28 protein-coding genes are annotated in these 24,156 nt (G+C 34.2%); 17 read left to right on the top strand and 11 right to left on the bottom strand.

All coding sequences use genetic code 11. From position 1 onward, the window contains the following. The 7 genes from hypA to M0Q24_RS00975 all read left to right on the top strand — a co-directional run bounded on the left by hypA (position 1) and on the right by M0Q24_RS00975 (position 3,802). Complete coding sequence (gene hypA / locus M0Q24_RS01005; protein ID WP_295045939.1) at positions 1 to 342, top strand: hydrogenase maturation nickel metallochaperone HypA; 342 nt, start codon at positions 1 to 3, stop codon at positions 340 to 342. Positions 343 to 442: 100 nt separating this feature from the next. Further along, positions 443 to 1,225 carry an alpha/beta hydrolase gene (locus tag M0Q24_RS01000; RefSeq protein WP_295045936.1) on the top strand — a complete coding sequence of 261 codons (783 nt, stop codon included), beginning with the start codon at positions 443 to 445 and terminating at the stop codon, positions 1,223 to 1,225. A 198-nt stretch (positions 1,226 to 1,423) separates the two neighbouring features. Next, a complete protein-coding gene (locus M0Q24_RS00995) occupies positions 1,424 to 1,678 on the top strand; it encodes a type II toxin-antitoxin system Phd/YefM family antitoxin (protein ID WP_295045930.1) in 255 nt (84 codons plus the stop codon). Then, positions 1,668 to 1,946, top strand: coding sequence for a type II toxin-antitoxin system RelE/ParE family toxin (locus M0Q24_RS00990; protein WP_295045926.1), 279 nt, complete (start codon positions 1,668 to 1,670; stop codon positions 1,944 to 1,946). The genes M0Q24_RS00995 and M0Q24_RS00990 overlap by 11 nt, the downstream gene beginning before the upstream one ends. Before the next feature lie 190 nt (positions 1,947 to 2,136). Then, the gene (locus tag M0Q24_RS00985; protein WP_295045923.1) at positions 2,137 to 2,901 is read left to right on the top strand and encodes a hypothetical protein; all 765 of its coding nucleotides are present in this window, start codon (positions 2,137 to 2,139) and stop codon (positions 2,899 to 2,901) included. Between the two features lie 77 nt (positions 2,902 to 2,978). Continuing rightward, positions 2,979 to 3,317 carry a hypothetical protein gene (locus M0Q24_RS00980; protein WP_295045920.1) on the top strand — a complete coding sequence of 113 codons (339 nt, stop codon included), beginning with the start codon at positions 2,979 to 2,981 and terminating at the stop codon, positions 3,315 to 3,317. Positions 3,318 to 3,352: 35 nt separating this feature from the next. Next, positions 3,353 to 3,802 carry a PIN domain-containing protein gene (locus M0Q24_RS00975; RefSeq protein ID WP_295045916.1) on the top strand — a complete coding sequence of 150 codons (450 nt, stop codon included), beginning with the start codon at positions 3,353 to 3,355 and terminating at the stop codon, positions 3,800 to 3,802. Positions 3,803 to 3,985: 183 nt separating this feature from the next. Here M0Q24_RS00975 and M0Q24_RS00970 read toward each other — a convergent pair whose 3' ends face one another. After that, the gene (locus M0Q24_RS00970) at positions 3,986 to 4,555 is read right to left on the bottom strand and encodes a recombinase family protein (protein ID WP_295045977.1); all 570 of its coding nucleotides are present in this window, start codon (positions 4,553 to 4,555) and stop codon (positions 3,986 to 3,988) included. Between the two features lie 78 nt (positions 4,556 to 4,633). On the opposite strand from M0Q24_RS00970, the gene M0Q24_RS00965 reads away from it, so the two are divergent. Both M0Q24_RS00965 and M0Q24_RS00960 read left to right on the top strand, forming a co-directional pair. Continuing rightward, positions 4,634 to 4,945: a type II toxin-antitoxin system prevent-host-death family antitoxin gene (locus tag M0Q24_RS00965; protein WP_295045913.1), complete on the top strand. Its 312-nt coding sequence runs from the start codon at positions 4,634 to 4,636 to the stop codon at positions 4,943 to 4,945. Beyond that, complete coding sequence (locus M0Q24_RS00960) at positions 4,935 to 5,225, top strand: type II toxin-antitoxin system RelE/ParE family toxin (RefSeq protein ID WP_295045910.1); 291 nt, start codon at positions 4,935 to 4,937, stop codon at positions 5,223 to 5,225. The genes M0Q24_RS00965 and M0Q24_RS00960 overlap by 11 nt, the downstream gene beginning before the upstream one ends. 300 nt (positions 5,226 to 5,525) lie before the next feature. Here M0Q24_RS00960 and M0Q24_RS00955 read toward each other — a convergent pair whose 3' ends face one another. From M0Q24_RS00955 to M0Q24_RS00940, 4 genes are all read right to left on the bottom strand, one after another. Beyond that, positions 5,526 to 5,849 carry a cytochrome C gene (locus tag M0Q24_RS00955; RefSeq protein WP_295045906.1) on the bottom strand — a complete coding sequence of 108 codons (324 nt, stop codon included), beginning with the start codon at positions 5,847 to 5,849 and terminating at the stop codon, positions 5,526 to 5,528. Positions 5,850 to 5,872: 23 nt separating this feature from the next. Further along, the gene (locus M0Q24_RS00950) at positions 5,873 to 6,178 is read right to left on the bottom strand and encodes a c-type cytochrome (RefSeq protein ID WP_295045903.1); all 306 of its coding nucleotides are present in this window, start codon (positions 6,176 to 6,178) and stop codon (positions 5,873 to 5,875) included. 61 nt (positions 6,179 to 6,239) lie between these two features. Then, positions 6,240 to 7,430, bottom strand: coding sequence for a HAMP domain-containing sensor histidine kinase (locus M0Q24_RS00945; protein WP_295045900.1), 1,191 nt, complete (start codon positions 7,428 to 7,430; stop codon positions 6,240 to 6,242). Beyond that, positions 7,387 to 8,058, bottom strand: coding sequence for a response regulator transcription factor (locus tag M0Q24_RS00940; protein ID WP_295045897.1), 672 nt, complete (start codon positions 8,056 to 8,058; stop codon positions 7,387 to 7,389). Before M0Q24_RS00940 ends, M0Q24_RS00945 begins: the two co-directional genes overlap by 44 nt. Before the next feature lie 150 nt (positions 8,059 to 8,208). Between M0Q24_RS00940 and M0Q24_RS00935 the strand changes: the two genes are divergently transcribed. From M0Q24_RS00935 to M0Q24_RS00900, 8 genes are read left to right on the top strand one after another with little or no spacing between them, the layout of a single operon-like run. Next, on the top strand, positions 8,209 to 9,363 hold the full coding sequence (locus M0Q24_RS00935) for a hypothetical protein (protein WP_295045894.1): 1,155 nt from the start codon (positions 8,209 to 8,211) through the stop codon (positions 9,361 to 9,363). A 1-nt stretch (position 9,364) separates the two neighbouring features. Beyond that, complete coding sequence (locus M0Q24_RS00930) at positions 9,365 to 11,869, top strand: acyl-CoA reductase (RefSeq protein ID WP_295045891.1); 2,505 nt, start codon at positions 9,365 to 9,367, stop codon at positions 11,867 to 11,869. Then, a complete protein-coding gene (locus M0Q24_RS00925) occupies positions 11,866 to 13,131 on the top strand; it encodes a hypothetical protein (RefSeq protein ID WP_295045888.1) in 1,266 nt (421 codons plus the stop codon). Before M0Q24_RS00930 ends, M0Q24_RS00925 begins: the two co-directional genes overlap by 4 nt. A gap of 1 nt (position 13,132) precedes the next feature. Next, positions 13,133 to 14,632 carry a GNAT family N-acetyltransferase gene (locus M0Q24_RS00920; RefSeq protein ID WP_295045885.1) on the top strand — a complete coding sequence of 500 codons (1,500 nt, stop codon included), beginning with the start codon at positions 13,133 to 13,135 and terminating at the stop codon, positions 14,630 to 14,632. Continuing rightward, entirely contained in the window at positions 14,625 to 15,806 is a 1,182-nt protein-coding gene (locus M0Q24_RS00915) for an aromatic amino acid transport family protein (RefSeq protein WP_295045882.1), read from the top strand. Before M0Q24_RS00920 ends, M0Q24_RS00915 begins: the two co-directional genes overlap by 8 nt. A gap of 9 nt (positions 15,807 to 15,815) precedes the next feature. Further along, positions 15,816 to 16,142 (top strand): STAS domain-containing protein, encoded by a 327-nt coding sequence (locus M0Q24_RS00910; RefSeq protein WP_295045879.1) that lies wholly within the window; start codon positions 15,816 to 15,818, stop codon positions 16,140 to 16,142. Positions 16,143 to 16,146: 4 nt separating this feature from the next. Further along, complete coding sequence (locus tag M0Q24_RS00905) at positions 16,147 to 16,536, top strand: ATP-binding protein (protein ID WP_295045876.1); 390 nt, start codon at positions 16,147 to 16,149, stop codon at positions 16,534 to 16,536. Further along, positions 16,533 to 18,356: a SpoIIE family protein phosphatase gene (locus M0Q24_RS00900; RefSeq protein WP_295045873.1), complete on the top strand. Its 1,824-nt coding sequence runs from the start codon at positions 16,533 to 16,535 to the stop codon at positions 18,354 to 18,356. Before M0Q24_RS00905 ends, M0Q24_RS00900 begins: the two co-directional genes overlap by 4 nt. Here the strand turns inward: M0Q24_RS00900 and M0Q24_RS00895 are convergent. The 6 genes from M0Q24_RS00895 to M0Q24_RS00870 form a co-directional block, all read right to left on the bottom strand. After that, on the bottom strand, positions 18,353 to 18,595 hold the full coding sequence (locus M0Q24_RS00895) for a hypothetical protein (RefSeq protein ID WP_295045870.1): 243 nt from the start codon (positions 18,593 to 18,595) through the stop codon (positions 18,353 to 18,355). The two genes, M0Q24_RS00900 and M0Q24_RS00895, sit on opposite strands and share 4 nt — an antisense overlap. After that, the gene (locus tag M0Q24_RS00890) at positions 18,582 to 20,348 is read right to left on the bottom strand and encodes a Na/Pi symporter (protein WP_295045867.1); all 1,767 of its coding nucleotides are present in this window, start codon (positions 20,346 to 20,348) and stop codon (positions 18,582 to 18,584) included. The genes M0Q24_RS00895 and M0Q24_RS00890 overlap by 14 nt, the downstream gene beginning before the upstream one ends. Before the next feature lie 179 nt (positions 20,349 to 20,527). Next, complete coding sequence (locus tag M0Q24_RS00885; RefSeq protein ID WP_295045864.1) at positions 20,528 to 21,034, bottom strand: flavodoxin; 507 nt, start codon at positions 21,032 to 21,034, stop codon at positions 20,528 to 20,530. Between the two features lie 122 nt (positions 21,035 to 21,156). Continuing rightward, a complete protein-coding gene (locus M0Q24_RS00880) occupies positions 21,157 to 21,798 on the bottom strand; it encodes a hypothetical protein (RefSeq protein WP_295045861.1) in 642 nt (213 codons plus the stop codon). Further along, on the bottom strand, positions 21,795 to 22,607 hold the full coding sequence (locus M0Q24_RS00875) for a CorA family divalent cation transporter (protein ID WP_295045858.1): 813 nt from the start codon (positions 22,605 to 22,607) through the stop codon (positions 21,795 to 21,797). The genes M0Q24_RS00880 and M0Q24_RS00875 overlap by 4 nt, the downstream gene beginning before the upstream one ends. Further along, positions 22,594 to 24,030 carry a mechanosensitive ion channel domain-containing protein gene (locus tag M0Q24_RS00870; RefSeq protein ID WP_295045855.1) on the bottom strand — a complete coding sequence of 479 codons (1,437 nt, stop codon included), beginning with the start codon at positions 24,028 to 24,030 and terminating at the stop codon, positions 22,594 to 22,596. Before M0Q24_RS00870 ends, M0Q24_RS00875 begins: the two co-directional genes overlap by 14 nt. Between the last annotated feature and the right edge of the window lie 126 nt (positions 24,031 to 24,156).

The following is a 24,156-nucleotide window of genomic DNA, read 5'->3' as shown; positions in this document are numbered from 1 at the left end:
ATGCATGAGTATAGTATAGTTCAATCACTTTTGGATTCGTGTGATGAAAATGCGGCGAAAAATCAAGCTACAAAAGTTACAAAAGTAGTGATAAAAATAGGCGTTATGAGCGGAGTTGAACCAGAACTTTTAAGAACTGCGTTTGACACTTTTAAAGAGAAAACCATTTGTGAAAAAGCCGAGTTTATAATAAATATCCAACCAGTTATTATCAAGTGTAATGGATGCCAAGAAGAGTCAACCATAGAGGGCAACGAGTACCATTGTCCAAAATGCAAAAGTGTAGACTTGAGTGTTTTGGATGGCGAGGATATGTATCTGATGCAGTTGGAGCTTGAGTGATTTTTGTATAAATAATCTGTACTTTTTAAGAACCCTCCAAGATTATGATAGAGTTAGGTTATATAGATAAAATCTATGTAGATATAAAAAAGGAACTCAGATGCAAAAAACAATAGAGGGTATAAGTGTCAATACTTTTGGTGAAGTTAGAAATCAAGCGATAGTTTTTATACACGGCTTTCCTTTTGATCATACGCTTTGGGATGATGTGATAAATGAGTTTAAAGATGAGTACTACTGCATCTCGTATGATGTTAGAGGATTTGGCAAGTCTGAGGTAGGAACTGCTCAGTTTACAATGGAGAGTTATGTACAAGACTTAGAGAGTGTTGTCTTGGGCTTAAAGTTACAAAAACCCATACTTTGTGGGTTTTCTATGGGTGGTTATATCGCACTTCGTGCAAATGAGAGAGAAAGTTATAAGGCTTTGGTACTTGCAAATACTGCAACAAACAGTGACAATGATGAAGCAAAAATAAAAAGAGCTACTGGCATCTTAAACATAGATGCTAAGGGTGTTGAACCTTTTGTAGATGGCTTTTTATCAGTTGCTTTTAGTGAAGACTTTATCAAAAAAGAGCCACTAAAAATAAAGAAAATGAAAGATGGCATCATGAACTTTAATCCACTAGGCATAAAAGCGGCACTGCTGGCGATGATTAGTAGAACTGACACATCTGAGAGTTTACAGATGATTGATATTCCTATTTTGTTGATAACTGCAGAAAGTGACAAAGTGATACCTAAAGAGACGATGGAAGAAATGGCAAGTAAGATAAAAAACTCAACACTTGTTAGCCTAAGCAAAAGTGGACATGTTAGCATGGTAGAAAATTTAGATGGATTTAGTAGTGCGGTGAGAAAATTTTTAAAGAGTCTTTGATGTTTTGTAGGAGAGTGTTCAGAGTTTATGCAAGTAACTTATTGTCATTTTACTTGAAACATAGATAAAGTTTCAAAAAGAACTATTTATGACATATAAAAGTCTACTATGTAGCTCAAAATAGAATAAGGTATAAATTTTTGAATAAATATGCTAAAATGACAGAAACCTGTCACATAAACACACAAAAGGATTAATATGCAAGCTGTAAACTATACAAATGCTCGTAACAATCTCAAGACTCTGATTGATGATGTATGTGATAATAATGAAGAAATCATCATAACCACTAAAAATGACAAAAGTGTTGTATTAATTTCACTTGATGAATACAATCGAACTCATGCTGCTTTGAAACACGAAGTTCAAGAATCAATAAAAGAAATAGAGAGAGGTGATATTATTGGTATTGAAGAAGCTTTTGAGAAGGTTTTAGCAAAATATGAAGATTGATTTTTCTCAAAAAGCATATCAAAGACTTGAGGAATTAGCAGAATATATCTATCAACAAAGTGGATCAAAAAAAACGACAGTTTCTTATATAAAAAAGTTGCGTCAATATATTACCCAGACTCTTAACCACTTTCCCCAAGCAGGCAGACCCAGTGCGGAACTAGCTCCAAATACTAGAAAATTAGTGTATCAAGGTTTTAGTATTATATACCGTATCTCAGATGAGAGTATAGAAGTCCTCACAATTTACCGCGAAAATCTTTATTGATATTCACTTTTAGTTTTATGTTTTGTTCTAAAAAGAACAGGTTTTTGAACTTAAGGAACATTGTATTTGTTATGTAGTTTTTTGGGCAATTAACACACATGTCATGTGTAAGTCATTTTTGTTTTTTTAGGTTATTATGTATATAATGTGTTTGATAAATAGTTAGTTGCCATAAACAAGGAAAATTTCTGTGAAAGAGAAAGTGTATTTTGATTCAGTTAAAGAAAAGCATGAAACTTTCTTCGTCGAGTATCACCCTCCAATGAATAGCGTTCCATTCGCGACACTACATATTAACTATCCAAGAGCTGTAAATACAAAAGAAGTCATAGTGCAACTTGAAATACAGGCAAGTAAATGGGCTAAAAAATATCCAGTCCCAGTTATGGCAAGTGCCTTTGACGAATATGGTGATTTAATTAGTATAGGAAGAGAAAAAGAATCGAGTCACCTTACAGTTATTGAGCGCTATGGTCAATATGAGAAACACTGGAATTTACTTAAAGATGATGAGTTCCCAGTGGAGGTATTAGATACGACGTTCTTATTATCTGTATATTCGGATATTGGTTATCGAACGCAGTCAGATGTAACTAAAGATGCTCATAAAAGAATAAAGCCTATGCGGCAATTAAAGTTTATATTGTTGATTTGGGCGGTCTTTATTCCAGCATTAATCGCAATACTTGAGTTTTTTAGTCCTACATGGATAGCAGTGATTGCTCTCGCTTACAGTCTTTGGAAAGCCTATCAGCAATGGCTACTGATGACTGGGAGAAAAAAGAAATCTGAGGAAGATATTGCAAAGGAAAAAGAAGAATTAAGAATGAGGCATCATCATTACCATTGTGAGCAAAATCCAAATGCATTCAGCCTCATGAAAATAGAAAATTTTAAACGAGAATCTAAAAATCGGATTAAGAGTGAGTTTGACTCATTACCAGAAAGCAACTAACAAGAACGAGGAGACAATAATTCACCTTAGCGGGAAAATTATTGCTCACGACAGCCGTTATAAGACAGGAGAGTACCTTGAAAGAAAAATTAATCTTAGTGACACTATCTAAAAAACAAATTGAAAAAGCCAAAGAAATCAATGGTGCAAGAAAAAAAATCACACATGCACTTCTATGTGGTTCACTTGGTCAAATGTTTGGAACAGAAAAACAATGTAAAAAATACTATTTTGTATGGAATAATATTTTCCCACTTGTGTTTGAAAAAGGAATTGAAACTAGTAATTATGAAATTAGCTATTTTAATTCAACACCTGGATTGGTTAATATTATTCTTGAAAAAAACGACAGTCCAAAAAAAGATATACTACAACAGCCTAAAAAAGGTTTTTTTGCTAAACTATTTGGCACTTAAATTTTAATAATAGTAGAAGGAAAATAATGAAATGTATGTTTGATACAAATATATTTAATGATATTTTAGATGGAAAGATTAATATTAATACTTTTAAAGAGAATATTACTTGTTATGCCACTAATGTTCAATATGATGAAATTAATAAAACATCAGAGACTACTCGTAGAGACAAACTCAATGCAGTATTCTCAAGTTTAGACACTACACGATTAGCAACAGAAACATGTTGTTTTGATACTTCAAGACTAGATACAGATAAACTTGGCGATGGGGTATTATATACAGAGATAAAAGAATTTATGGATAAGCTAAATAAAAAAAAGAAAAACAATGAAAGGGATGCTCTAATAGCTGAGACTTCTATCCAAAATAAGTTAACATTAGTCACTCATGATAAAGAACTATATAAAGCTGTTACAGAATTTAGAGGGTCAGCAGTGAATCTTTATTACATTCTAACTGATTCTTATAGAGATATCTAAAGTATGAGCTGTATTAACCTTATAATAAATACGAGCAAACCAATAGTTTACCCTAGCGGAAAAACTTTTGCTCATGATAAACGTTAAGTTTCTCAAGCCCTTATTTTTGGAACAATTTTTAGTAACGGAAGGATTGTTCCAAATAGAGCTGTATTTTGGAACATTATGAAGTAATCATATTGACTACTCCTTTTTAGCTACATCTTTTATAGCTCTATAGATTGTGTTACGAGCAACATGAAAAAAGTTTGATAGCCATATTACTGACTTTCCTTTTTGATGTTGTTTATATATTACTTTTTTATCTTTATATGAGAGAATAGCACTTCTACCAAACTTTATTCCTTTTGCTTTAGCAGCTGCAATTCCTTCTTTAACTCTCTCATTGATTAAATCACGTTCAAACTCTGCTATAGCACCAAGCATTGTAAAGAGCAGTCTACCTGCAGGTGAAGTAGTATCAATGTTCTGATTTAAAACTTTCAAATCTACCTCTTTATCTTCTAAGTATTTTGCAAACTTGTGTAAGTCTATTACAGACCTAGCAAGTCTGTCTAGTTTTGTTACAAATAGCACATCACCTTCTCGTACATACTCTTTCATGGTTCTAAACTCTTTCATGGTTCTAAACTCTTTTCTATCTGTTGCATTCTTTCCAGATCTTTTTTCTGAGAAAATCTTTTCACACCCTGCAGCTTTGAGCTGTTCTATCTGATTTTCAAGACTTTGGCTTGATGTTGAAGCTCTTAATATTTTGACTATAGCTTTTTTAGGAATTTAATTTATGCTATAATTCAATTAATTATATAAATAATTATTCAAAGGATTATTATGCAAGCCTACAAACGAGATGAGATGATCTCAGTCACTGATCTACTCAAAGGATTTAAAATGACCCTTGAGAAACTAACTTCACATCAGCTTGATAAAGTTGCTGTGATGAAAAACAATAAGCCAGAAGCTGTTATTGTGAGTGTTGATGAATATGAGCGTTTGCAATCTAAACATTATTGGAATCGCCTGGATGAAGCAACATATTTGACAAAAGCTTATGAATCTTTGACAGATACAGATTCCAAAGCAATATCAATTGACGAACTTGATAACAAACTTGATGAAACTATAAGTCGTTATGAATCTTGAATTTTTACCAGCATTTGTAAATAGACTTGAAGGCTTTGTCGAAATCATTGCTGAGGACAAACCCTCAGCAGCTAGAAAGTTTCAAAAAGAGATCATTAATACCTGCAAAGAGATACAACACTTTCCCTATAAGCATAGAAAGTCAATATATTTTGATGATAAAGATATTCGGGATCTAGTGCATAAAGGTTTTGTGATTATCTACAAACTTGATGGAGATACAATAAGAGTTTTTGCTTTCATAAATCGCAATGAATTTTCGGAACGAACAGCCCCCTAGCTGTTCAAAAAAGAACTATATTTGGAATTGTCTAGTTTATAGGGGACATTCCAATAATCTCTTATTTTTAGAATACAAAGCACTCATATTATTTTTCCGTGTTCCACAAAGTGTTCAAAAAGTTAAAACTGTAAAGTTCCACAAATCTTAAGGGATTATTGAACAAAAAAAGTGAGCTTTTAAAAAATATAGTCAGCTGTGAAAGTGTTAAACTGTAATTCCAGATAGGCATTGTCCACTTTTTGTGGCATAAGCCAAACTTCTATAGGTTTTAACTCTATAGAAGTCGGTTTTTAGTTTTTAGCAAGAGGGAACATTGCCACTATCGTTGGCATATTCATAAAAGAAATCATAATAGTGTTCTAAATATTTGTCTTTTAAAGCTTTACTCGGAGTTTTTGGACAAATCTTCTTTAGCTCATCTGCTAATTTACCTTCACTTTTGAATGTTTCCCACTCAAATTGAGAGTGTTGTGAAGCCATTTTGGCACCAGTCATGTCGCAAGAACTCTTTAGTTTTTTAAGGTAGAGTTTTTGTCCCTTTGCAACATCGGCAGATGCGACTGTTGTTCCCACTGCTAGTATCATTGCACTAGCTAAGATCGATTTTATTAACTTGTTCATAATTTTCTCCTCTTTTGTTTTTGTTATTTTGTTGTTTCAATGTGCTTTGCTAAAGCTTCAATTTGAGCATCGTCTAAAGATTTAACTTGACCTTTCATTAAACCCTTCATAGCCCCACCATAAGTTCCATCTTGGTAGCCCTTAAGTGCTGCAATAGTTTTGCTAGCTTCCCAGCCAGTAATAACTTCTGATTTGCCCAGAGCTTTTTTCTCACCAGACGCACCATGACATGCCACACAACTCTTGTAAAGTGCTGCACCATCCGCTGCTGCTATTGTTAGTGAACCAACTACCGCCAAACCTAGTAAGATTTTGTTAAGTGTTTTCATCTTGTACTCCTTTTTTGTTATAGAAGCAGTATATAAAATAATCGTGGAATGATTGAGGAATTTACCAAGAGATGGAGACTTCTGTCCAATGGTCTAGTTTTGATCTTATGTTTATGCTTAAGTCGTACTCACTACAGATCATTTTTACAATGTTTAAACCAATGCCAAAACCGCCAACAATCTTATCAAACCTTGCATATCTCTCAAACATCAGATCTAGATGCTCATCTTTAATGCCTTTGCCTGTGTCTTTGATGGTAAGTCTATTTGGGCTGAGATCTATATCTATGGAGCCATTTATTTTATTGTACTTAATGGCGTTTGATAAGATATTGTCTATGAGTTTTGAGATTTTTTTATTGTCAATATAAAGTACAACACTAGGATCTAGAGTAGTTGTGATTTCTATTTTTTTCATAGCACTAAGAAGAGAAAAATACTCAAGCCTCTCCTCTATTAACTCTTTTAACTTTATATCTTCGTTATTTGAGATGATCCTATTATTTAATATTAGATAGCTCAGATCATCATAAATATTGGAGATCGTTTTTGCTCCTATATCTATGCGGTTAATGCTCTTTAGAAGAAATTTGTCTTTAATGCTCTCTTTATCAATAAGCTCAATATTGGTCATAATCGTACTAACTGGAGTATTTAACTCATGTGTAGTGTCTTTTATAAAGGTGTCTAGTAGGTGCAGAGCATCTCGCATGGGCTTTAGAAAAAGCTTTAGCAAAAAATACCCAACAAGCATCATGGTAATGAAAAACAGAGATCCAAAGATGACAATAGTGTTTATGGTCTCACTCAACCACTCTTTGTCGTCAGTCATCTCTACTACTATGTACTGAGTGTTTAAGTAGTACTTTTCTGGCTGAGTTACATATCTTATGATCTTGTTGTTTGTGTAAGTTACTTCTGTTAGTAGGTTTATGGGGTTCTCAAGAGTTGAGTATATAAGTTTATAGTCCTTGTCGTAGAGTGAAGTTTTAAACTTTTGATCTAGAGGGTATAACAAGGTGTTAGTTTTGTCATTGTGCAGATCTTCTAGTGCCACTAAAAACTCATTTGCATACTCATCTAAGAGGATTGTTTTTTGACTAGATGCAAGCTCTTTTTGTAGAGTGTAGTAGAGTGAGACTGTTAAAGCTAAGATGACAATGCTTAAAAAAACATATAGAGCTAAAAATCTATATAGTGTTTTTTTTTCACTTTGTGGTAAATCTATATCCAAGTTTTTTAATACTGACAATTTTCTCTTTCCCTAGGTATTTTCGTAGATTTTTTATATATGTTCGCAAAGCACTCTCACTTATCTCTTCGCCGTACTCCCAAAGAGTGCTATAAATAGTCTCGTGAGTTACAATTGTGTCCTTATTTTGCAAAAAGAGTTTTAAGAGCTTTGCATCTTTGTTGTTAAGTTTAACTTCCTCGCCATCTATACTTAGCAGGTCGCTTTTAGTATCATAGTAGATATTTTCGTCAATCTCTATTTTATCACTTCTACTATGAAAAAAGTCTCGTTTTAAAATAGTCTCAACTCTTAGTTTTAACTCTTTTAGTGCAAATGGTTTTCTTATGTAGTCATCGCAACCGCTGTCGTAGCCACTCTCTAGATCCCGCATAGAGTTTAGTGAAGTGATGAAGATCGCTGGAGTTGTAGACCCTTGCTCTCTTATGTTCTTTAGGATCTCAAAACCATTTATATCTGGGACATTGACATCAAGGAGCAAGAGATCAAAGTTGTTCTCATAGATAGCGTCAAGCGCACTGTTTCCATCATATACAGGAGTAATACTAAAGCCAAGACTCTCAAAATAATCAACAACAGTCTCATTTAAAGCAAGATCATCTTCAAGTAGCAAAAGTTTCTTTTTCATAGGGTCATTATATCCTAGAAAAAATTAACTATAAATGCCATAAGGTCTTCAAAATGTACCCCATTAAATGAATTTAATATAGCATTCATAAGATAGAAGATATAATTTTTCAAGCTACATAATATTAACTTATGTTAAAAGGATTTAAACATGTCTAAGCTTCTTCCTCCCGATACTTCTGCCTTAAAAAATGTACAAAAGCTTTGTGAAATTACAGATGCTTACGCCTCTAGCGATGAGCTAGATGCTCTGTTTGTTAGTGCATTTAAAGAGATCATCTCTTGGCATAGAAAAAACAATGAGTTTTATAACAAACTAACTTGCGATTTTGATCTCTCTAAGTTACAAAGCGTTGATGATTTAAAAGAGCTTCCTTTCATACATGCTAACTTTTTTAAGATGCATGAGTCTATCTCTATCGATAAAAATAGTGTTACTGAGCATCTCACATCTTCTGGAACATCTGGTCAAAAGTCTCAGATGTTTTTTGATGAGTGGTCGATCTTAAGTGCTAGAAGGATGGTTAAGTTTATCTATAATGAGATAGGTTTTAACTCACCAGAGCAAGAAGCAAACTACCTTTTACTAGCCTACGAACCCCTTAAAAACTTTAAAGTAGGAACTACAAATACAAATATTTTTCTTACCTCTTTCTCAAAACCAAAAGAGGTCTTTTTTGCACTTCGCCAAACGGCAGGAACTCATGAGTTTGACCGTTTTGGGACGGTGAAAAAACTTCAAGAGTATGCAAAACAAGATCTTCCTGTTCGCATCCATGGCTTTCCCTCATTTATGTACTTTGCTCTGATGCAAATGAAAGAAATGGATATAAAAATCAAGCTCCATCCTGAGTCCCTTGTGATGTTTGGCGGTGGCTGGAAAGGTTATGCAAACAAAGAGATCTCAAAAGAGGAACTCTTCTCGCTCATAAATGAGTACTTGGGCATCTCACTTGCAAGGATCCGTGATGCTTATGGCTCGGTTGAGCACTCCATCCCCTACATAGAGTGTGAAAATCATAAACTTCATGTTCCAACATACTCAAGACTTTTTGTAAGAGATGTGAAGACGTTAGAAGTACTTGGCTACGGAGAAAGTGGCTTTATGAACTTTGTAACTCCGTATATAACTTCAGTTCCTGCTGTGAGTGTTATGATGGGAGATCTAGGAGTTATGCATAGAGCAAGTGATTGTTCTTGTGGGGCAAAGACACCTTTTTTTGAAGTTCTTGGTCGTGCCGGAGTTAGTCAAAACAAAAGTTGTGCAGTCTCTGCATCAGAGCTTTTAAAAAAGAGAGGGGTTTAAGATGCAAAAACATTTATGGCAAGGAGAGTGGATAAGTGATGAGACTCTTCAAAATAACCTAGACAACATAACAAGTTTTATAGAACCGGTTTTAGGTAAGCCTTTTGTTATAGAGTATTTTTTAGAACTCTCACAAAAGATGCATAAGGAACTCTCATCTCATGGCGAACTTTTTGAGAAGTTTGTAGATCTCGCTATGAAAACACAAGAGGCTTCAAGACCAAAAGCGGAGGCGATGCTAGGTAGTATTATCTCTTTTATATCTAAGGAAAATCTTGAGAAAAAACTAATCTCTGAGCTTGGAAGTGATAACCCTTTTAGTATCGATAGAAGTTCGATGAAAGAGGAGCATTTTGAAGCTTGGATGCCACTAGGAACACTTGTTCATATCGCTCCTACAAATGTTTTTACCGTTGGAGTTCTTTGTGTATTTGAGGGACTTCTTAGTGGAAATGTAAACATTTTAAAAACTTCTACAAATCAAAACCAACTTCCACAACTCTTTATGGAAGCTTTTTTAGAGTTTGATACAAAAGAGTTACTAAAGCCTTACATCATCATTTTAGAAGTCTCTTCAAAACAAAAAGAGCTACTTCAACAGATCATAGACTCCGCAGATGTTGTGTCTGCTTGGGGAAGCGAAGAAGCGATAAAGAGTGTGCAAAATATGACTCCACAAGGTGTTAGATTTGTACCGTGGGGACATAAGATCTCTTTTGCTTACTTTGCAAAAGAGAAGATAAAAGATAGTAACGCTATGAGAAAAGTAGCAGAAGATATTTGTTTACTAGATCAAAACGCTTGTTCAAGCCCTCAAGATATTTTTGTGGAGAGTTCAAATTTTGAAGAGTTAAAGAGTTTTGCAGATAGTTTTGCAACTATCCTAGGTGAGATTTCACCTACTATGCCAAGATCTACTCCTAGTAGTGGAGCTGAGGCTGAGATCAGTACAGTTGTGAGCATCGCTAAAACTGAAGAAGCTCTAGATCTTACCTATGTTTTAAGAGCAAAAGATCTAAGTTGGAGCGTTATAGCTGACAAACGAAAAAGTTTAGGAGTATCGCCTCTTTTTAGAACTATTCTTATCAAACCTCTTAAAGCAGATGAGATCATATCTGTACTGCATCCTATGAAGAGTTACCTTCAAACTGCGGCACTTATAGCTCCAAAGCACAGAGTTGTAGAACTCTCAAGAAGACTCTTTGGTTCTGGTTGTTTAAGAGTGCGGGAGGCTGGTCATATGCATGATGGGTATATTGGCGAGCCTCACGATGGTGTTTATGCTCTACCTTCTTTTATGAAAAAGATCTCTTTACTCTTGGGTGATGAACTAGATGGAGTTGCTAGTTTTAGAGAGTTTGAGGGATCTTACACAAGAGATCTCTCAAAGATCTCTATTATGAGTAAGGAGAAGTTTCAAGCTCTTGATGTTGAGAGTAAGTTTGTAGATCTAACCTTTAAAAGCGGTGGTTCTTCTGGAAAAACAACTTATTCTTACTACACCTATGAAGATTACCACACCCAAATGAAAGCTACTGCTTATGGTCTCTTTAGTGCAGGGCTAGATCCTAAGAGTGATAGCGTTATAAATATGTTTGCGGCTGGGCATCTCTATGGTGGATTTTTAAGTTTTCATACTATTTTAGAGTACTTAAGGGTTCCACATTATCCTATGGGAATTATGGAAGACACTGAGGTGATAGGAAGACTTATAGTTGAGAAAAACATAAATTCAATCTTGAGTTTGCCAACTTTGATTATGAAGCTCTTTGCAGATAATAAAGAGCTATTTAAAGAGCATAGAGTGGTAAAAAAACTCTTCTTTGGAGGGGATCATTTTCCACAAGAGCAGATAGAGTATCTGAAATCTGAGTTTGGAGTTGAGCTTGTCCGCGCTGCTGCTTATGGAAGTAACGATGCTGGTCCTTTAGGTTATCAGTGTAGTGAATGTAAGTCAAATGAGTATCATCTACTATCTCACATTCAAGAGCTTGAGATCTTTGATCTTGATAGTGAAGTAAAAGTGTCTGATGGAGAGAGCGGAAGACTCATCTTCAGCTCAAAGAAGAGAAAAGGTCAAAATATATTACGCTACGAGATAGGCGATAGCGGTTTTATAAACAAAGAGCCTTGTTCTTGTGGACGAGTAGAGCCAAAATTTACACTTCAAGGAAGAAGTAGTGATGTCTTTAAAGCGGGAGGTCCATTTCTGCATTTTAACAAATTTGCAGACTTTCTTAAAGATGGATTTAACTATAGCGGAGTAGTTCAAGTCCTTCTTACAAATGAGGGTATTGACACAAAACTAACCCTAAAATTAGATGCAACCATTGGTGTGAGTAGTGATGAGATAAGCACTTATTTGCAAAAAAACTATAAAGACTTAGAAGTCAGTGTAGACATAGGCTTAAAGTTTGAGACTCACTTAGTAGATATTGAGGAGTTTGAGATGGTTACTCACTCAGGAAAGATTAAACATATCATAGACAAAAGGATTGCAAAATGAAGAAATTTTTAGATCATGTAAATTTCGTTAGAGAAAACTCGCCTTACTATTTAAAACACTATGAAAATGTGGCGCAAGGTTGCGATGATATCTCAAAATATCCTATAGTAGATCAAAAAGAATTTTGGAGAGCAAATGAGAACTTTGGAAAGGGAGTTCTTACAGCAAAACATGAGAGCGGTTTGGTCTTTAAGAGTGGGGGAACTTCGGGCAATCCAAAATACTCTTACTTCACTGCAAGAGAGTGGGGTGACTTTGCAGAGGTTTCGGGGAGAGGCTTTAGAAACAATGGCATAAAAAAAGGTGATCGCATTGCAAATCTTTTTTATGGTGGAGAGTTATATGCTTCTTTTATCTATATAACAGATCTTATAAAGTGTGCTGATGTTGGTGTGAGTTATCCTATCGCTGGGCAGACTGAAATATCTGTAATGGTAGAGATGCTTGAGAAGCTAAATATAAATGTTATCGCTGGTGTTCCAACTACCATTATGAATATAGTCTCTTACCTTCAAGAACACAAAGAGATAGAGCTAAACATAGAACTAATCCTCTTTGGTGGAGAGTCATTTTATGATGATCAACTTCAAGCTATAAGAGAGTTCTTTGGCGATATAAAAGTTCACTCAGTTCTTTATGCATCTGTTGATGGAGGGGAATTAGGTTACTTTGATGAGGCAACTTGCAAAAATGGTGAGCATAGAGTATTTGATGAGAGTACTATTATGGAAATAGTAGATGAAGATACGCTTGAAGTAATAAGTGAGCCAAATAGAGGAGGCGTACTTTTAGTTACAAACCTAAACAGAAAACTTATGCCACTTATTCGTTACCCAGTTGGCGATATGGCTATGTGGTGTGAGGAGGTAGGAGTCAAGGATAGAAGGTTTAAACTTCTTGGTCGCTCTGAGGAGGGTGCTAGAATAGGTCCAGCTACACTATATGCTCAAGATATTATGGACGTTTTAAAACATTTTAGCGATGAGGTAAAAGTAGTAAACTTTCAACTTCTAGTGACTCATGACGGTAAAAAAGATAGAGCAGTTATAAGAGCAGTTGCCGTATCTTTGCCATCAGATCAAGAACTACTCTCAGCTAAGATCATAGAGTACCTTTATGAGCAAAGACCAATGTTTACAGAGTTGCTTGCTAATAATATAATTCATCCAATCTCAGTAGAGTGGTGCAACTCAGATACTTTAGAAAAAAATGCAAGAACTGGTAAAACAAAGAGAATCTTAGATAAAAGGTTGATCCTTTAGCATGTATAAAACTAGTAAAGTAATCATAAAAAATGATTTTGACTCTATTGAGCCTTTGGTTGGTTATTTAAACTCTATAAGCTCACTCGTAGGACTTAGTAAAAAAGAGACACAAAGACTCTCTTATGCCTTAGAAGAGAGTCTGCAAAACACTATCTCTTTTGATTTTGAGTCTGGTAGTGAAGAAGATATTGAAGTAGAGATCTCGCAAATTGCATCTGGCTTAAGAGTTTCTATCTCAGATAATGGCATACCTAAAAACCCTTTTAAAAAAGTAGATCAGAGTCTTGATGAGATGGTAAAAAATGTCTCTTTTGAGAGCCTTGCAAAGAGTGATGGGGATGATATAAGTGCTCTTAGTGACTTTGTGATTCATAAGCTTTTAGATAAGTATAGATATATAAACAAAGGAAAAGATGGTCGCTCCATAGAGATGACAATCTACGCATCAAATACAAGAATAGATGAAAATTTAGAACTACAACAGGCTATAGAAGAAGATAGGTTTGAACTCATAAGAGTTCCAACAAGCGAGGATATAACCGGGATCTCCCGCCTTTTTTATAAAAGCTATGGTTACTCTTATGTTAATGATTTGGTTTATTACCCAGATAGATTAATCAACAATATAGAAGATAATTCTCTTATATCAAAAGTCGCAATCTCACAGCAAAATAGAGTCATAGGACATATTGCTTTGATGCAACCATTTGAGGGGGCAAAGATAAGTGAGTGGGGAATGGCGATAAGTGATCCTGTGTTTCGTGGGCAAGGTATTATGAGTCAACTTATATCTAAGATTATGCATGAAGCAAAGGGATCTTCATATCATGGGATCTTCTCTCACTCAGTTACAAACCATGAGTTTACACAAAAGATCTGCGTTAAGTATGGCTTTAGTGATGTAGCTCTTTTGGTTGGGTATGCTGGATCTGAGCTATCTTTTAGAAATATAACCAATAGTTTAACTCAAAGAGAATCAACTATCATAAGTTATATAGCTCTAAAAAAAGAGGAGATAGTTGAACTTTTTATGCCAAAAAAACATGAGCAAATGATAACAAAACTCTATGATGGTATAGGTATAAAAGTTAGACAAAAAGCCCCATCAAAAAGGGAAATAACGCCACTAAAAACTCAGATAGTAGATACTATTATACCTGCTATAAACATCGCTGAAATAATTCTTCAAAGCATAGCCTCTGATGCACTAGATCTTGTAAAGTTTCTAACAAAAAAGTTCTCTATTGCTAAGATTGATATTACCTACATATACCTAGATCTAGAGGATGAAAACTTACCAGATCTAGTAGAGAGTCTAGAAGAGATGGGCTATATATTTGCTGGAATATTTCCACACTACCATCACGACAATGCTTTAGTATTTCAGTTTATAAATAACCTAAAGTTTGATTACTCTCTTATTCAAAGTTACACACCATTAGCAAAAGAGTTAAGAGATTATATTTGCTCACAAGATCCAAACCAAATAAATGAGTAAAAAAACTATCTTTTTTATAGCACTGCTCATAACTGGAAATATGGTCGGTGCTGGAATTTTAGCTATGCCTATTGTTGCAGGTATAGCTGGTTTTTACCCATCACTCATGGCAATGTTTTTTCTTTGCATAACTATGCTCTATACTGGTTTTGTTCTTGTTCGTGAGATCAATGAAGCAAAACAAGAGACATTTAATCTGCCTAGTCTTTACGAGCAACACTTCGGCGAGAGCGGGAAATGGCTCACATCTATAGCAAATATGAGTATTTTTTATGGAGTGCTAACGAGCTACCTTGCTGGAAGTACACAGTTAGTTATGATTCTCTTTAGTATAGAGAGTAGTTTTGAGCCATTAATTCTCTTAACTATTTTTGTTTTACTTACGACATTAGCGGTATCTAGTATAGAGATTATTGAAAAGTACAACACATTTTTTATGTTTATTCTTGGGGTTTCGTTTTTATCTCTCGTAGGGCTTGGATCTACAGAGATAGATAGTAGTAGGTTTGCTAGTGCAGATTGGAAATACTTACCAATTGCATTTCCAATGATCATAGCTGGTTTTGTTTTTCACTTTGTTATACCAAGTTTATGCAAAGCTTCTAACTGGAGTAATGAGATATATAAACCGATCTTGTTGGGAATGGGCATAGCTCTTTTTATGAATATAATTTGGCTAATAGTAGGCATAGGAGTTGTTCCTAAGTTTGGAGATATAAGCTTAAATACTGCATATATAACAGGGGTTCCTGTGACTGTAGAGATGTCAAAGATCTTAGGCTCAGAACTCTTTTTAGTAGTAGCTACAATCTTTGCCATTGTAGCAATTACCACTTCATTTATATCTATAGGAATGTCATTAAAAGACTTTTTAAAAGATATATTTTCCAATAGTTTTAATATAGAAAATAGATATCTTCTTTTTGTAGTGGCTTTTTTACCGCCTCTTATTATTTCATATCTATATGCAGATATTTTTTTAAAGGCTCTTAGTTTTGTTGGCGGTGTTGGAGTTGTGATCTTATTTGGAATACTGCCTAGTATCATCGCTTATAAGAGAGCCAAATCAAAGAGCAGCAAGCTTGTTTCAATCTTCTTCATTCTTGTATTTTGTGCTACGCTTGTGATAACATTACTGCAAACATTTGCTATTATAAGTATAAACCCCACTTAAAGGATAAAAATGGAAGTTACATCATTTCTAGAAGAGAAAACACTTATAGTTGTACCTAGTGGAAAACTAGATACTTTTAATGCACCAAAGTTTGGAGCGGAACTTGCAAAACTGCTAGAAGAGAGACCAGAATCTTGTTTGCTAGATCTAAGTGAGGTTACATTTCTCTCTAGCTCAGGACTACAAGTTCTTTTAGCAGGGGCTAAGACTTCTAAAAAAGAGGGGATTGAGTATAGAGTGTTTGGAATGCAAGAGATGGTAAATGATGTCTTTTTTCTATCGGGTTTTAACAACTTTATAGAGTCATTTGGAACAAAGCAAGAGGCTCTAGCATAAAATTATGGCAACATTTGCAATGAACCTAGATCAGCTAGAGGGAACTCTTTTAAAAATAGAAGAGTATCTTGATGGGGCTGATGAAAAAACCAAATTTAAAGCGATGTTTATCTGCGAGGAGTTGCTTACAAACTTAGTTCGCCATGCCGACTTTGAAGGTAGAACCCCTTCTATTACTATTGAGATAGAGACTGATAAAAAAAGTGGATTTATAATGGAATATAGAGATAACTCAAAAGCTTTTAATCTTCAAGATCATAAAGATCCAAACATAGATGCACAAATACAAGAGAGAGAACTTGGTGGTTTAGGTATATACTTAGTCAAAAAATATGCACCAAACTTAGAGTACAAACAAGAAGGTGGTTTTAATGTCTTAAGGCTTAGTCTGTGAGTAGTATATCTATAAGATTTGCTCTAGCTTCTGTCTCTGTTGCACTTTTGATTTTAGCTTTTACAGGAGGAGTAAACTACCTCTTTTTAAAAAAAGAACTCTTAGAAGATGCCACACAAAAAGCGCAACTTATGGAGCAAAACAGTAGATACCAAATCGAGACTCTAATTTTAAAAGCAGAAAAAACATCTAGAAGAATAAAAAAAGTTTTCCAAGAGGGCGACTTTAGTGAAGTAGCTATCAAAGATGGCTTAACACAAATGCTAGAAGAAGAGGACTCTTTTTTTGGTACAACTATAGCTTTTGAGCCTACTAAGATTTACAAAACTCCTTTTTCACCCTATTACTACAAGGAAAATGGCGAGATCCACTATAGAGATCTAGCATCAAAAGATTATAACTATCTTACAAAAGAGTGGTACAAAATACCTCTAGAGCAAAATGAGCCTATATGGAGTGAACCATACTTTGATGAGGGCGGTGGAGATATGCTAATGGCAACATATAGTAATCCTATCTTTTATCAAGAAGAACTCGTAGCTATTCTCACAGTAGATCTCACCCTGCAAAAGATCCAAGAGATGATCTCAACCATTGAGATACTTGATTCTGGATACGCTTTTATACTCTCAAGTGAGCATAAAATTTTAGCTCATAAAGATCCCGCTCTTGTTATGCAAATCTATGATAAAAAACAATTTAAGCATAATGAGATGATAAAAGAAGAACAACACTGGACTTACTACGCCAATATCAAAAACACTAAGCTAACTCTTGCTATTGTCTTCCCTATAGACGAACTCTTCTCATCTTTACATTATATGTCTATCATCTACATCATCTTAGCTACCATTGGAGCTATCTTGCTTATAATTACGATGTCTCTTATATCTCGTAGAGTAACTGAGCCATTAAGAGAGCTTACTCGCATTACAGATGACATAGCAAAGAGTGATTTTAATATAAAGATAACTCTTCCAAAGACTCACGATGAGATCTATAGACTCTCTTTAGCTATTGATACTATGCAAAAAGCAATAAAGAAGTACATAAAAGATCTAAGAGATGCTACCATGCAACAACAAAAGATCGATAGTGAACTTGATATTGCAAAGTCTATCCAAAGAAGTATGTTGCCAAAGGGCTTGGCTAAAAATGAGAACATAACACTTTGTGCAATGCTAAAACCAGCAAGAGCAGTTGGTGGAGACTTTTATGACTTTTTTTATATAGATGATGAGCATCTATGTTTTTTAATTGCGGATGTCTCAGGAAAAGGTGTTCCTGCTGCTATGTTTATGTCAGTTACAAGGAGCTACTTAAGAGCCTACTCAACCATAGGCTTATCAGCATCAGAGATAGTTGTTAAACTCAACAACACCATCGCATCTAACAACGATGCGAATATGTTTGTAACACTTTTTTTAGGGATACTAAACATTAAAAGTGGAGAGCTAAATTACGTTAATGCTGGACATGATGAACCTTATCTTTTAAGTGATGGTAAAGAGTATAAAAGGCTCAAAGCAGTTGGAAACACAGTTGTAGGAGCTTTTGAAGATCTTCCTTTTAGGGATGAGACTATCTTTTTAACTAAAAATTCTAAACTCTTTTTATATACTGATGGAGTAACAGAGGCTTTTTCTAAAGATGATGAGCAGTTTTCAGATAAGAGAGTAAGTGATGCACTAAGTGTTTCAAGTCAAGATAGTGTAAGCCAAACAATGCAATTTATGGAAAAATCAATAACAAACTTTACTAAAGATTGCGAACAAAGCGATGATATAACTATGTTGGTTTTAGAATTTAAAACACCTTAAGACTTATCTACTTCAATAAGTTTCATGCTATTTTTTAAAAGAGTAGAAATTGCTTCAAGCTCTTTTTGCATCTTCTCTTTTTGTAGGTTTGTTTCACAGCTTTTTATATCTTGTTTGAGTTGTGTTTTTTTTAGAGATAATTTTTCGATTATCTCTTGAATCTTCTCTTGTTTTGATTTAGCTAACCTATCATCTGCAAGATATTTTTTGATTTTACTTACAATTTTACTTAGTTTCATTGGTATGCTCTCCTATCTCTTTGATGAGCTTGTTGTCTATAAATAGAATAGTTGCCATCTCTAGCAGTTTCTTTTGAGTAGAGTAGATTGTAGCACTATCATTCATAAGTGAAGTTGCCATGGTTGCTTTTATATGTCCTTCTCGTATTAGCTTGTCGGTTTTTGCTGTATTTGTCAGATCATTTGCCTGTATGGTTGACTTTAAGACCTCAAGCTGTGTGAGTCTCTCTATCTCATCCTCAGTTGAGTTTATAATGTTTATATCTATCAAGATAGCCGCTAACTCTTTTCTTAACATATTGTACTCATTTTTTATAAAACTATTTCTACTCTTAAGGTAAAAGTTTAGGTTTTTTTGGATATCTCTTGTATCTTTTAAAACCTCTACTATAAGCTTTGCACTTCGCTTTAGTTCACCTATCTTTTGCTGTTGGGAGCTTGTCATGTTTTCTTGAGCAAAAGATGAATACTTGATGATTTCACTATAGAGTATTTTAAGATTTGATTGGTAGATCTCATCTATGTCGGTGTTTATTTTTGTAACTTCTTTTGAGATCTGAACTTCTAAATCCTCTTTTGTTTTTAGGTTAGATGTGTGTAGATTTATCGCATGAAGCATTGCCCTTTGGCAATTTTCATATAGATTTATAATCTCTTTTTTAATGGAGACAATAGCCGCTTCTGGAAGGGTTAAGTTTGCATCAAGTAGATACTTTGGCTTTGAATGAGCAGAGACCTTTTTCTTTATAAGTCTCTCTGAGAGGCTTACTATCTCAGAGACAAAAGGTGAGAGGATTAAAAGACCGATGACACTAAAGAGAGTGTGAAAAAGAGCTAGTTTCATTCCATAGTTATCATCATCTATGCTAAGGTAAGGAGCAAAGAGATCTACAAAATTACTAATATAAGTTATAAAAACAGTAACTATAATGGCTGTAACAAGGTTAAAAACAAAGTAGGCAAAAGCAACTCTTTTTCCATTTTCATTTGAGGTTAAAGAGGCTAAGATAGCTGTAAGAGTAGTTCCTAAGTTTGCCCCTATAACTAGTGCTAGAGCATTTATATAGATGATACTATCTGCATTTAATGCGGTGATGACAATGGCTAGAGTTGCAGCACTTGACTGAATGACAACAGTTACAACTATCCCTATAACTATGTAGACTAAGATCCCAAGAATGCCCTCCATGGAGTAGGCAGCTAGATCTATGGAGTCTTTTAGAGTGTCAAAACCCTCTTTCATATAAGCTATACCTAAAAAGATAAAACCTAGACCTAAAAGAACATTTCCTAAACCTTTATAAGCGTTATTCTTTGAAAACCTTAAAACAACACCAAAAACTATAAGAGGCATAGCGTATAGTGAGATCTTTACATCTACACCAAGACTAGAAATTATCCATGCGGTCGTTGTACTTCCTAGGTTTGCTCCAAAGATAATCCCTACACCTTGAACTAAGGTAAGAAGCTCAACTGATAAAAAAGAGATAACTATAAGTGAGGTAATAGTTGAACTTTGAACTAGAGAAGTTGAGATTACTCCAGTCAATATAGAATAAAAAAGATTACTTGTAAATTTTTGAAGTAACTTATCTAAAATACCACCAGATAGTAGTTTAAAGCCATCTTGCATAAAAACCATACCAATTATAAAAATGGCAATTCCACTAAGTAAAATAGCAAGATCTTGTGAAACAATTACAAAATATGCAAAAAAAAGAAAGCCTAGAGGAAGAAGCAATTTTTTAGACATATATATATCCTAATGGTATTTTAAAAACTGGACATTGTACCTAATTTTAGAGCTAGATTGTACTTTCTTATCACAGCTCTTTAGTGGTGTGACGCATAGTAAGCGTGTTTTTTTAGATATAGATTCCACCTCAAAAGAGGATGGAACGATAAAAATCAGTAGTGAAGCTTTTTTTCTTTTTATGCAAAGTGAGGACGAATAGAATCACACCATGATTTTATTCGCTTTGGACTTTGGTCATCTTGGTTGTCTTCATCTAATGCTAAGCCGACAAACATATCATCAATAACAGCACTTGACTCATCAAACTCAAAACCATCAGTAGGAAAGGATCCTACAACATTTGCACCCAAAGAGACTATTTTTTCATATATAGTTCCCATGGCAGATAGAAAATGATCAGGATACTCTTCTTGATCACCAAGTCCAAAGAGTGCAATGGTTTTGCCACTTAGCTCTGCATTATCAAGGTTGTCGATATAATCCTCCCAATCATCTTGAAGATCTCCATCACCCCAAGTCGAGATACCAAATATTAGAGCATCGTACTTTGTCATCTCATCATTTGCAGACTGAGCAATGTTGTGCATAGTTATGTCTAAATCACCCAAAGACTTTTTAATCTCTGTTGCCATATCTTCAGTGCTTCCTGTTGAGGAAGCGTAAAAAAGTCCTATTTTTTTCATAATTTTCTCCTTTTACAGTTAATCTCAAAAAGAGTAGGGATAGATCTGATCTCTCTTTCTTCTTAAGATAATAGAGAGTTAAAGCTTAAACAAGCATAATAAATAGATCTTATAGTTATATTTTATGAAAGAGTAGATCTGTTTTTAAGGTTAGCATAGCTTTTAAAATTTTCATCTTTTGACGCATTAAGGTAATCTTCTCTTACAAACCTATACTTAGCATCTGCATACTCTTTGCTTTTATCTCTATTTAGCCCGATGCGAGATGAAGAGAAGATTTTAAAATCTTTTTTACTAGATCTAACTAAAGAGATCTTCTCTTTGTGCTTATAAAAATAGTCTTGAAGCTCTCTGTGTTGTGCAATGCTACTGCTTATCAAAGATGCAAGATATTTCTTTACTGTAGCACTTCCTGCAAAATAAGAGTTTTTGTGTTTTATACCTCTTATTAGGATACTTCCTAGAAATTTTCCATCTCCAAATGTGATGCCAGCACCTCCACGTTGCCACGCTTTTTTATGTACATATATGAAATTTTTAGTATCTCTTAGCAGACTATCTTGATGGACAAAAGGATCGCTGTGAGTCTTGCTTTGATAAAAATAAAACTCTATCTCCGTTAGCTCTATCTCAAGATCTTCTATTTTTAACATCATCTCATTTAAGATGCTATTTGCAGTACTTTTAAAAATCACTTCTAGGGATGTAATAGATTTATCGCTTTTATCAATCTTATCGTGAAGTTTGCTAAACCATATTTTCAAAAAGACTTTCCCCTTTTTCTAACAAAATTAATAACAAGAGCACTTAGTAAAAAGACAAAAACCATAATACTTAAAACACCAAGCGTGCCACTAGATCCATTAGTAAATGGAAGTCCGCTTGTGTTGATTCCAAAAAAACCAACTATAAGGTTTAGTGGTAAAAAGATAGCCGAGATGATAGTTAGTGTGTAGATAAGGTGGTTCATTTTATCATTTATACGAGCTGTGTAAAAACTGTAAAGGTAGTCTAGTTTTGAGTATTGAAGTGTTGCTGAGCGAAGCGTTCTATCTAAATGTTCATGAAGATTTATAAAGTTGTTAATGGGAAAATTATCTTTTGTTTCATAATGCTCTATCATCTCATCCATAGTCTCTGCTGTATGCATCAAAACTCTCTCAATGCGAAGAATATCTCTTTTTAACTCTAACCATTTTTTCATAAAACTATCTATATTTTGGTTGTCATATAGATCTTCTTCTATGTCGGCTATTGTCTCTCTGTATCTCTCAAAAGCTTTTAGCAGATTATCGATGATTTTATTTAAAATATTGTGTGTAGTTACAAACTTATCATCTAGTTTTGTTAGCTCATCACTAGATCTATCATACAAAAAACTATCTTCTTGTGTGATGATAAAACCAACTGAGCTAAATTTTAGCTCATCTTCAACTATAGGAAGTCGCACAATAAGCAGATCGTACTCATCATTTACATCAAAGAGTGATGGATGGATTTCGTTTTTTAAATCTTCTAGGTGAAGTTTGTCAAGGCTCTCTTTTATATTTAACATCGCACTATTTTTTAACATAAAATTCTATACCCTCTTCATGAAGTCTTTTAACTATCTTTTGGCTTAGTTGAGATTTGAACTCCATGATCTGATGATATGGCGTTACATACCAAACATAGAGTATAAAACAAGGCTCAATAGGATCTGGAATAAGATGAATACGAGGTCTAAAGTCGCGAGAACGCATATCGTAACGCTTTTTAAGATTGCCATACTGTTTTGAGGCTACTTCCATATATCTCTCAGTTACTTCAAGAGTTATCTCGTTTGTTATATCTTCAACTTTAGCAGTATCAGAAGCAAAAGGAATCCTAAACTCTATAAGGTCATAAATGGTCTTCATTTTGTCGTGGGTGTAGTTGTAGACATAGTTAGTTACAAAGTAGTTGTTTGGTACAAAAACGACTCTTCCTGCTCTTTTTAGTTGCAAAGATGTAGTGTTATTTATACTCTCATAGATGGTCATTTTAAAGGGAGAAATATCTATGATCTCACCAATAATTGGATTGCCATTCATATAGAGCAGAACTCTATCGCCAATCTTTACAGATCCACCAAAAGAGAGATGCATCCACGCTACTATGCTTTGAAGATACTCTTTCATGGAGATAGTAATAGCAGCTGCAATAAAACCTATAAGAGTTGCTGCATAGATAATGTTGTTGATATTAAATGCTATGATGACTAAAAAAAGAATAAGAAAAAATGAGATATTTAAAACTTTTTTTACCTTAAAGAGCTGATCTTCATCTCTTGTTTTTTTGATCATAAAGTATTTTAGGAAGTGAAAAAGCACAAAGATAAGCACAATTACAGCGATATTAATACCATGCCTTGGAAGTTGTGTTATTTCATAACTTTTTAGCTCATGCAGATAGGTCTCTTTTGAGTGCTTTAAAACTTCTTTTTTATGTTCAAGCAGATCTTTTGCATTGTCGAAAAAGTCAATTGCTTTACGAAGTTGTTCCTCTTTTTTTATATCTTTTTTTTCTTGAGATTGTGTAGCACTTAGTTCTTTGCTTAAGTAGTCTTGAGCATCGTCGTACTCTTTTTCTAAAAGGGTGAGTTTTTGGTTTTGGATATTGAAGTTGTTGTTTTTATTTTTAAAGAGATACTCGATGATATTTACCTCTTTTGCATCTTGAACTACACCGATTTTCTCTAGCATTCCATCAAAAGATTGTGGAAGTTCATCTAGGATCTTTCTCTTACTTGTTTGAAGTTTTAAAAGTTGAGCAAGTTCAGCCTTTTTCTTGCCACTTGATCTTAGAACTTCATTTTTTAGTATTTTGATCTCATCATCTAGGTTATGTGCTTTTAGCGAGTTACTATATACTTGAAGCCAAGTGTTATTTTTTTTATCAAGATAGTCAAAATCTTCGGAATGAACGAAGCTAGAAAGTAGAAAAAGAGCTAAAACCAAGGTAAGTAAATGTTTCAAAACCTCTCCAAAATAGTTATATAAATTAAAGTATTATACTCTTAAAAAAACAAAAATAATATAGAAGCATTAGGTTTAAGATTTATAACAATAAGGATATAATAGCGACAATTTTGAGGTTAATGG

The sequence above is a fragment of the Sulfurimonas sp. genome (assembly GCF_023228785.1).
Lineage (GTDB): Bacteria > Campylobacterota > Campylobacteria > Campylobacterales > Sulfurimonadaceae > Sulfurimonas.
The sequence above is the reverse complement of the archived record's forward strand: the minus strand, read 5'-3'. Positions and strand labels throughout refer to the sequence as shown.

Bases quoted from the DNA above. Each gene is read 5' to 3' on its own strand.
- hypA (WP_295045939.1), top strand. From the start codon at position 1: ATGCATGAGTATAGTATAGTTCAATCACTTTTGGATTCGTGTGATGAA.
- M0Q24_RS01000 (WP_295045936.1), top strand. From the start codon at position 443: ATGCAAAAAACAATAGAGGGTATAAGTGTCAATACTTTTGGTGAAGTT.
- M0Q24_RS00995 (WP_295045930.1), top strand. From the start codon at position 1,424: ATGCAAGCTGTAAACTATACAAATGCTCGTAACAATCTCAAGACTCTG.
- M0Q24_RS00990 (WP_295045926.1), top strand. From the start codon at position 1,668: ATGAAGATTGATTTTTCTCAAAAAGCATATCAAAGACTTGAGGAATTA.
- M0Q24_RS00975 (WP_295045916.1), top strand. From the start codon at position 3,353: ATGTTTGATACAAATATATTTAATGATATTTTAGATGGAAAGATTAAT.
- M0Q24_RS00965 (WP_295045913.1), top strand. From the start codon at position 4,634: ATGCAAGCCTACAAACGAGATGAGATGATCTCAGTCACTGATCTACTC.
- M0Q24_RS00960 (WP_295045910.1), top strand. From the start codon at position 4,935: ATGAATCTTGAATTTTTACCAGCATTTGTAAATAGACTTGAAGGCTTT.
- M0Q24_RS00955 (WP_295045906.1), bottom strand. From the start codon at position 5,849: ATGAACAAGTTAATAAAATCGATCTTAGCTAGTGCAATGATACTAGCA.
- M0Q24_RS00950 (WP_295045903.1), bottom strand. From the start codon at position 6,178: ATGAAAACACTTAACAAAATCTTACTAGGTTTGGCGGTAGTTGGTTCA.
- M0Q24_RS00940 (WP_295045897.1), bottom strand. From the start codon at position 8,058: ATGAAAAAGAAACTTTTGCTACTTGAAGATGATCTTGCTTTAAATGAG.
- M0Q24_RS00935 (WP_295045894.1), top strand. From the start codon at position 8,209: ATGTCTAAGCTTCTTCCTCCCGATACTTCTGCCTTAAAAAATGTACAA.
- M0Q24_RS00930 (WP_295045891.1), top strand. From the start codon at position 9,365: ATGCAAAAACATTTATGGCAAGGAGAGTGGATAAGTGATGAGACTCTT.
- M0Q24_RS00925 (WP_295045888.1), top strand. From the start codon at position 11,866: ATGAAGAAATTTTTAGATCATGTAAATTTCGTTAGAGAAAACTCGCCT.
- M0Q24_RS00920 (WP_295045885.1), top strand. From the start codon at position 13,133: ATGTATAAAACTAGTAAAGTAATCATAAAAAATGATTTTGACTCTATT.
- M0Q24_RS00915 (WP_295045882.1), top strand. From the start codon at position 14,625: ATGAGTAAAAAAACTATCTTTTTTATAGCACTGCTCATAACTGGAAAT.
- M0Q24_RS00910 (WP_295045879.1), top strand. From the start codon at position 15,816: ATGGAAGTTACATCATTTCTAGAAGAGAAAACACTTATAGTTGTACCT.
- M0Q24_RS00905 (WP_295045876.1), top strand. From the start codon at position 16,147: ATGGCAACATTTGCAATGAACCTAGATCAGCTAGAGGGAACTCTTTTA.
- M0Q24_RS00895 (WP_295045870.1), bottom strand. From the start codon at position 18,595: ATGAAACTAAGTAAAATTGTAAGTAAAATCAAAAAATATCTTGCAGAT.
- M0Q24_RS00890 (WP_295045867.1), bottom strand. From the start codon at position 20,348: ATGTCTAAAAAATTGCTTCTTCCTCTAGGCTTTCTTTTTTTTGCATAT.
- M0Q24_RS00885 (WP_295045864.1), bottom strand. From the start codon at position 21,034: ATGAAAAAAATAGGACTTTTTTACGCTTCCTCAACAGGAAGCACTGAA.
- M0Q24_RS00875 (WP_295045858.1), bottom strand. From the start codon at position 22,607: ATGTTAAAAAATAGTGCGATGTTAAATATAAAAGAGAGCCTTGACAAA.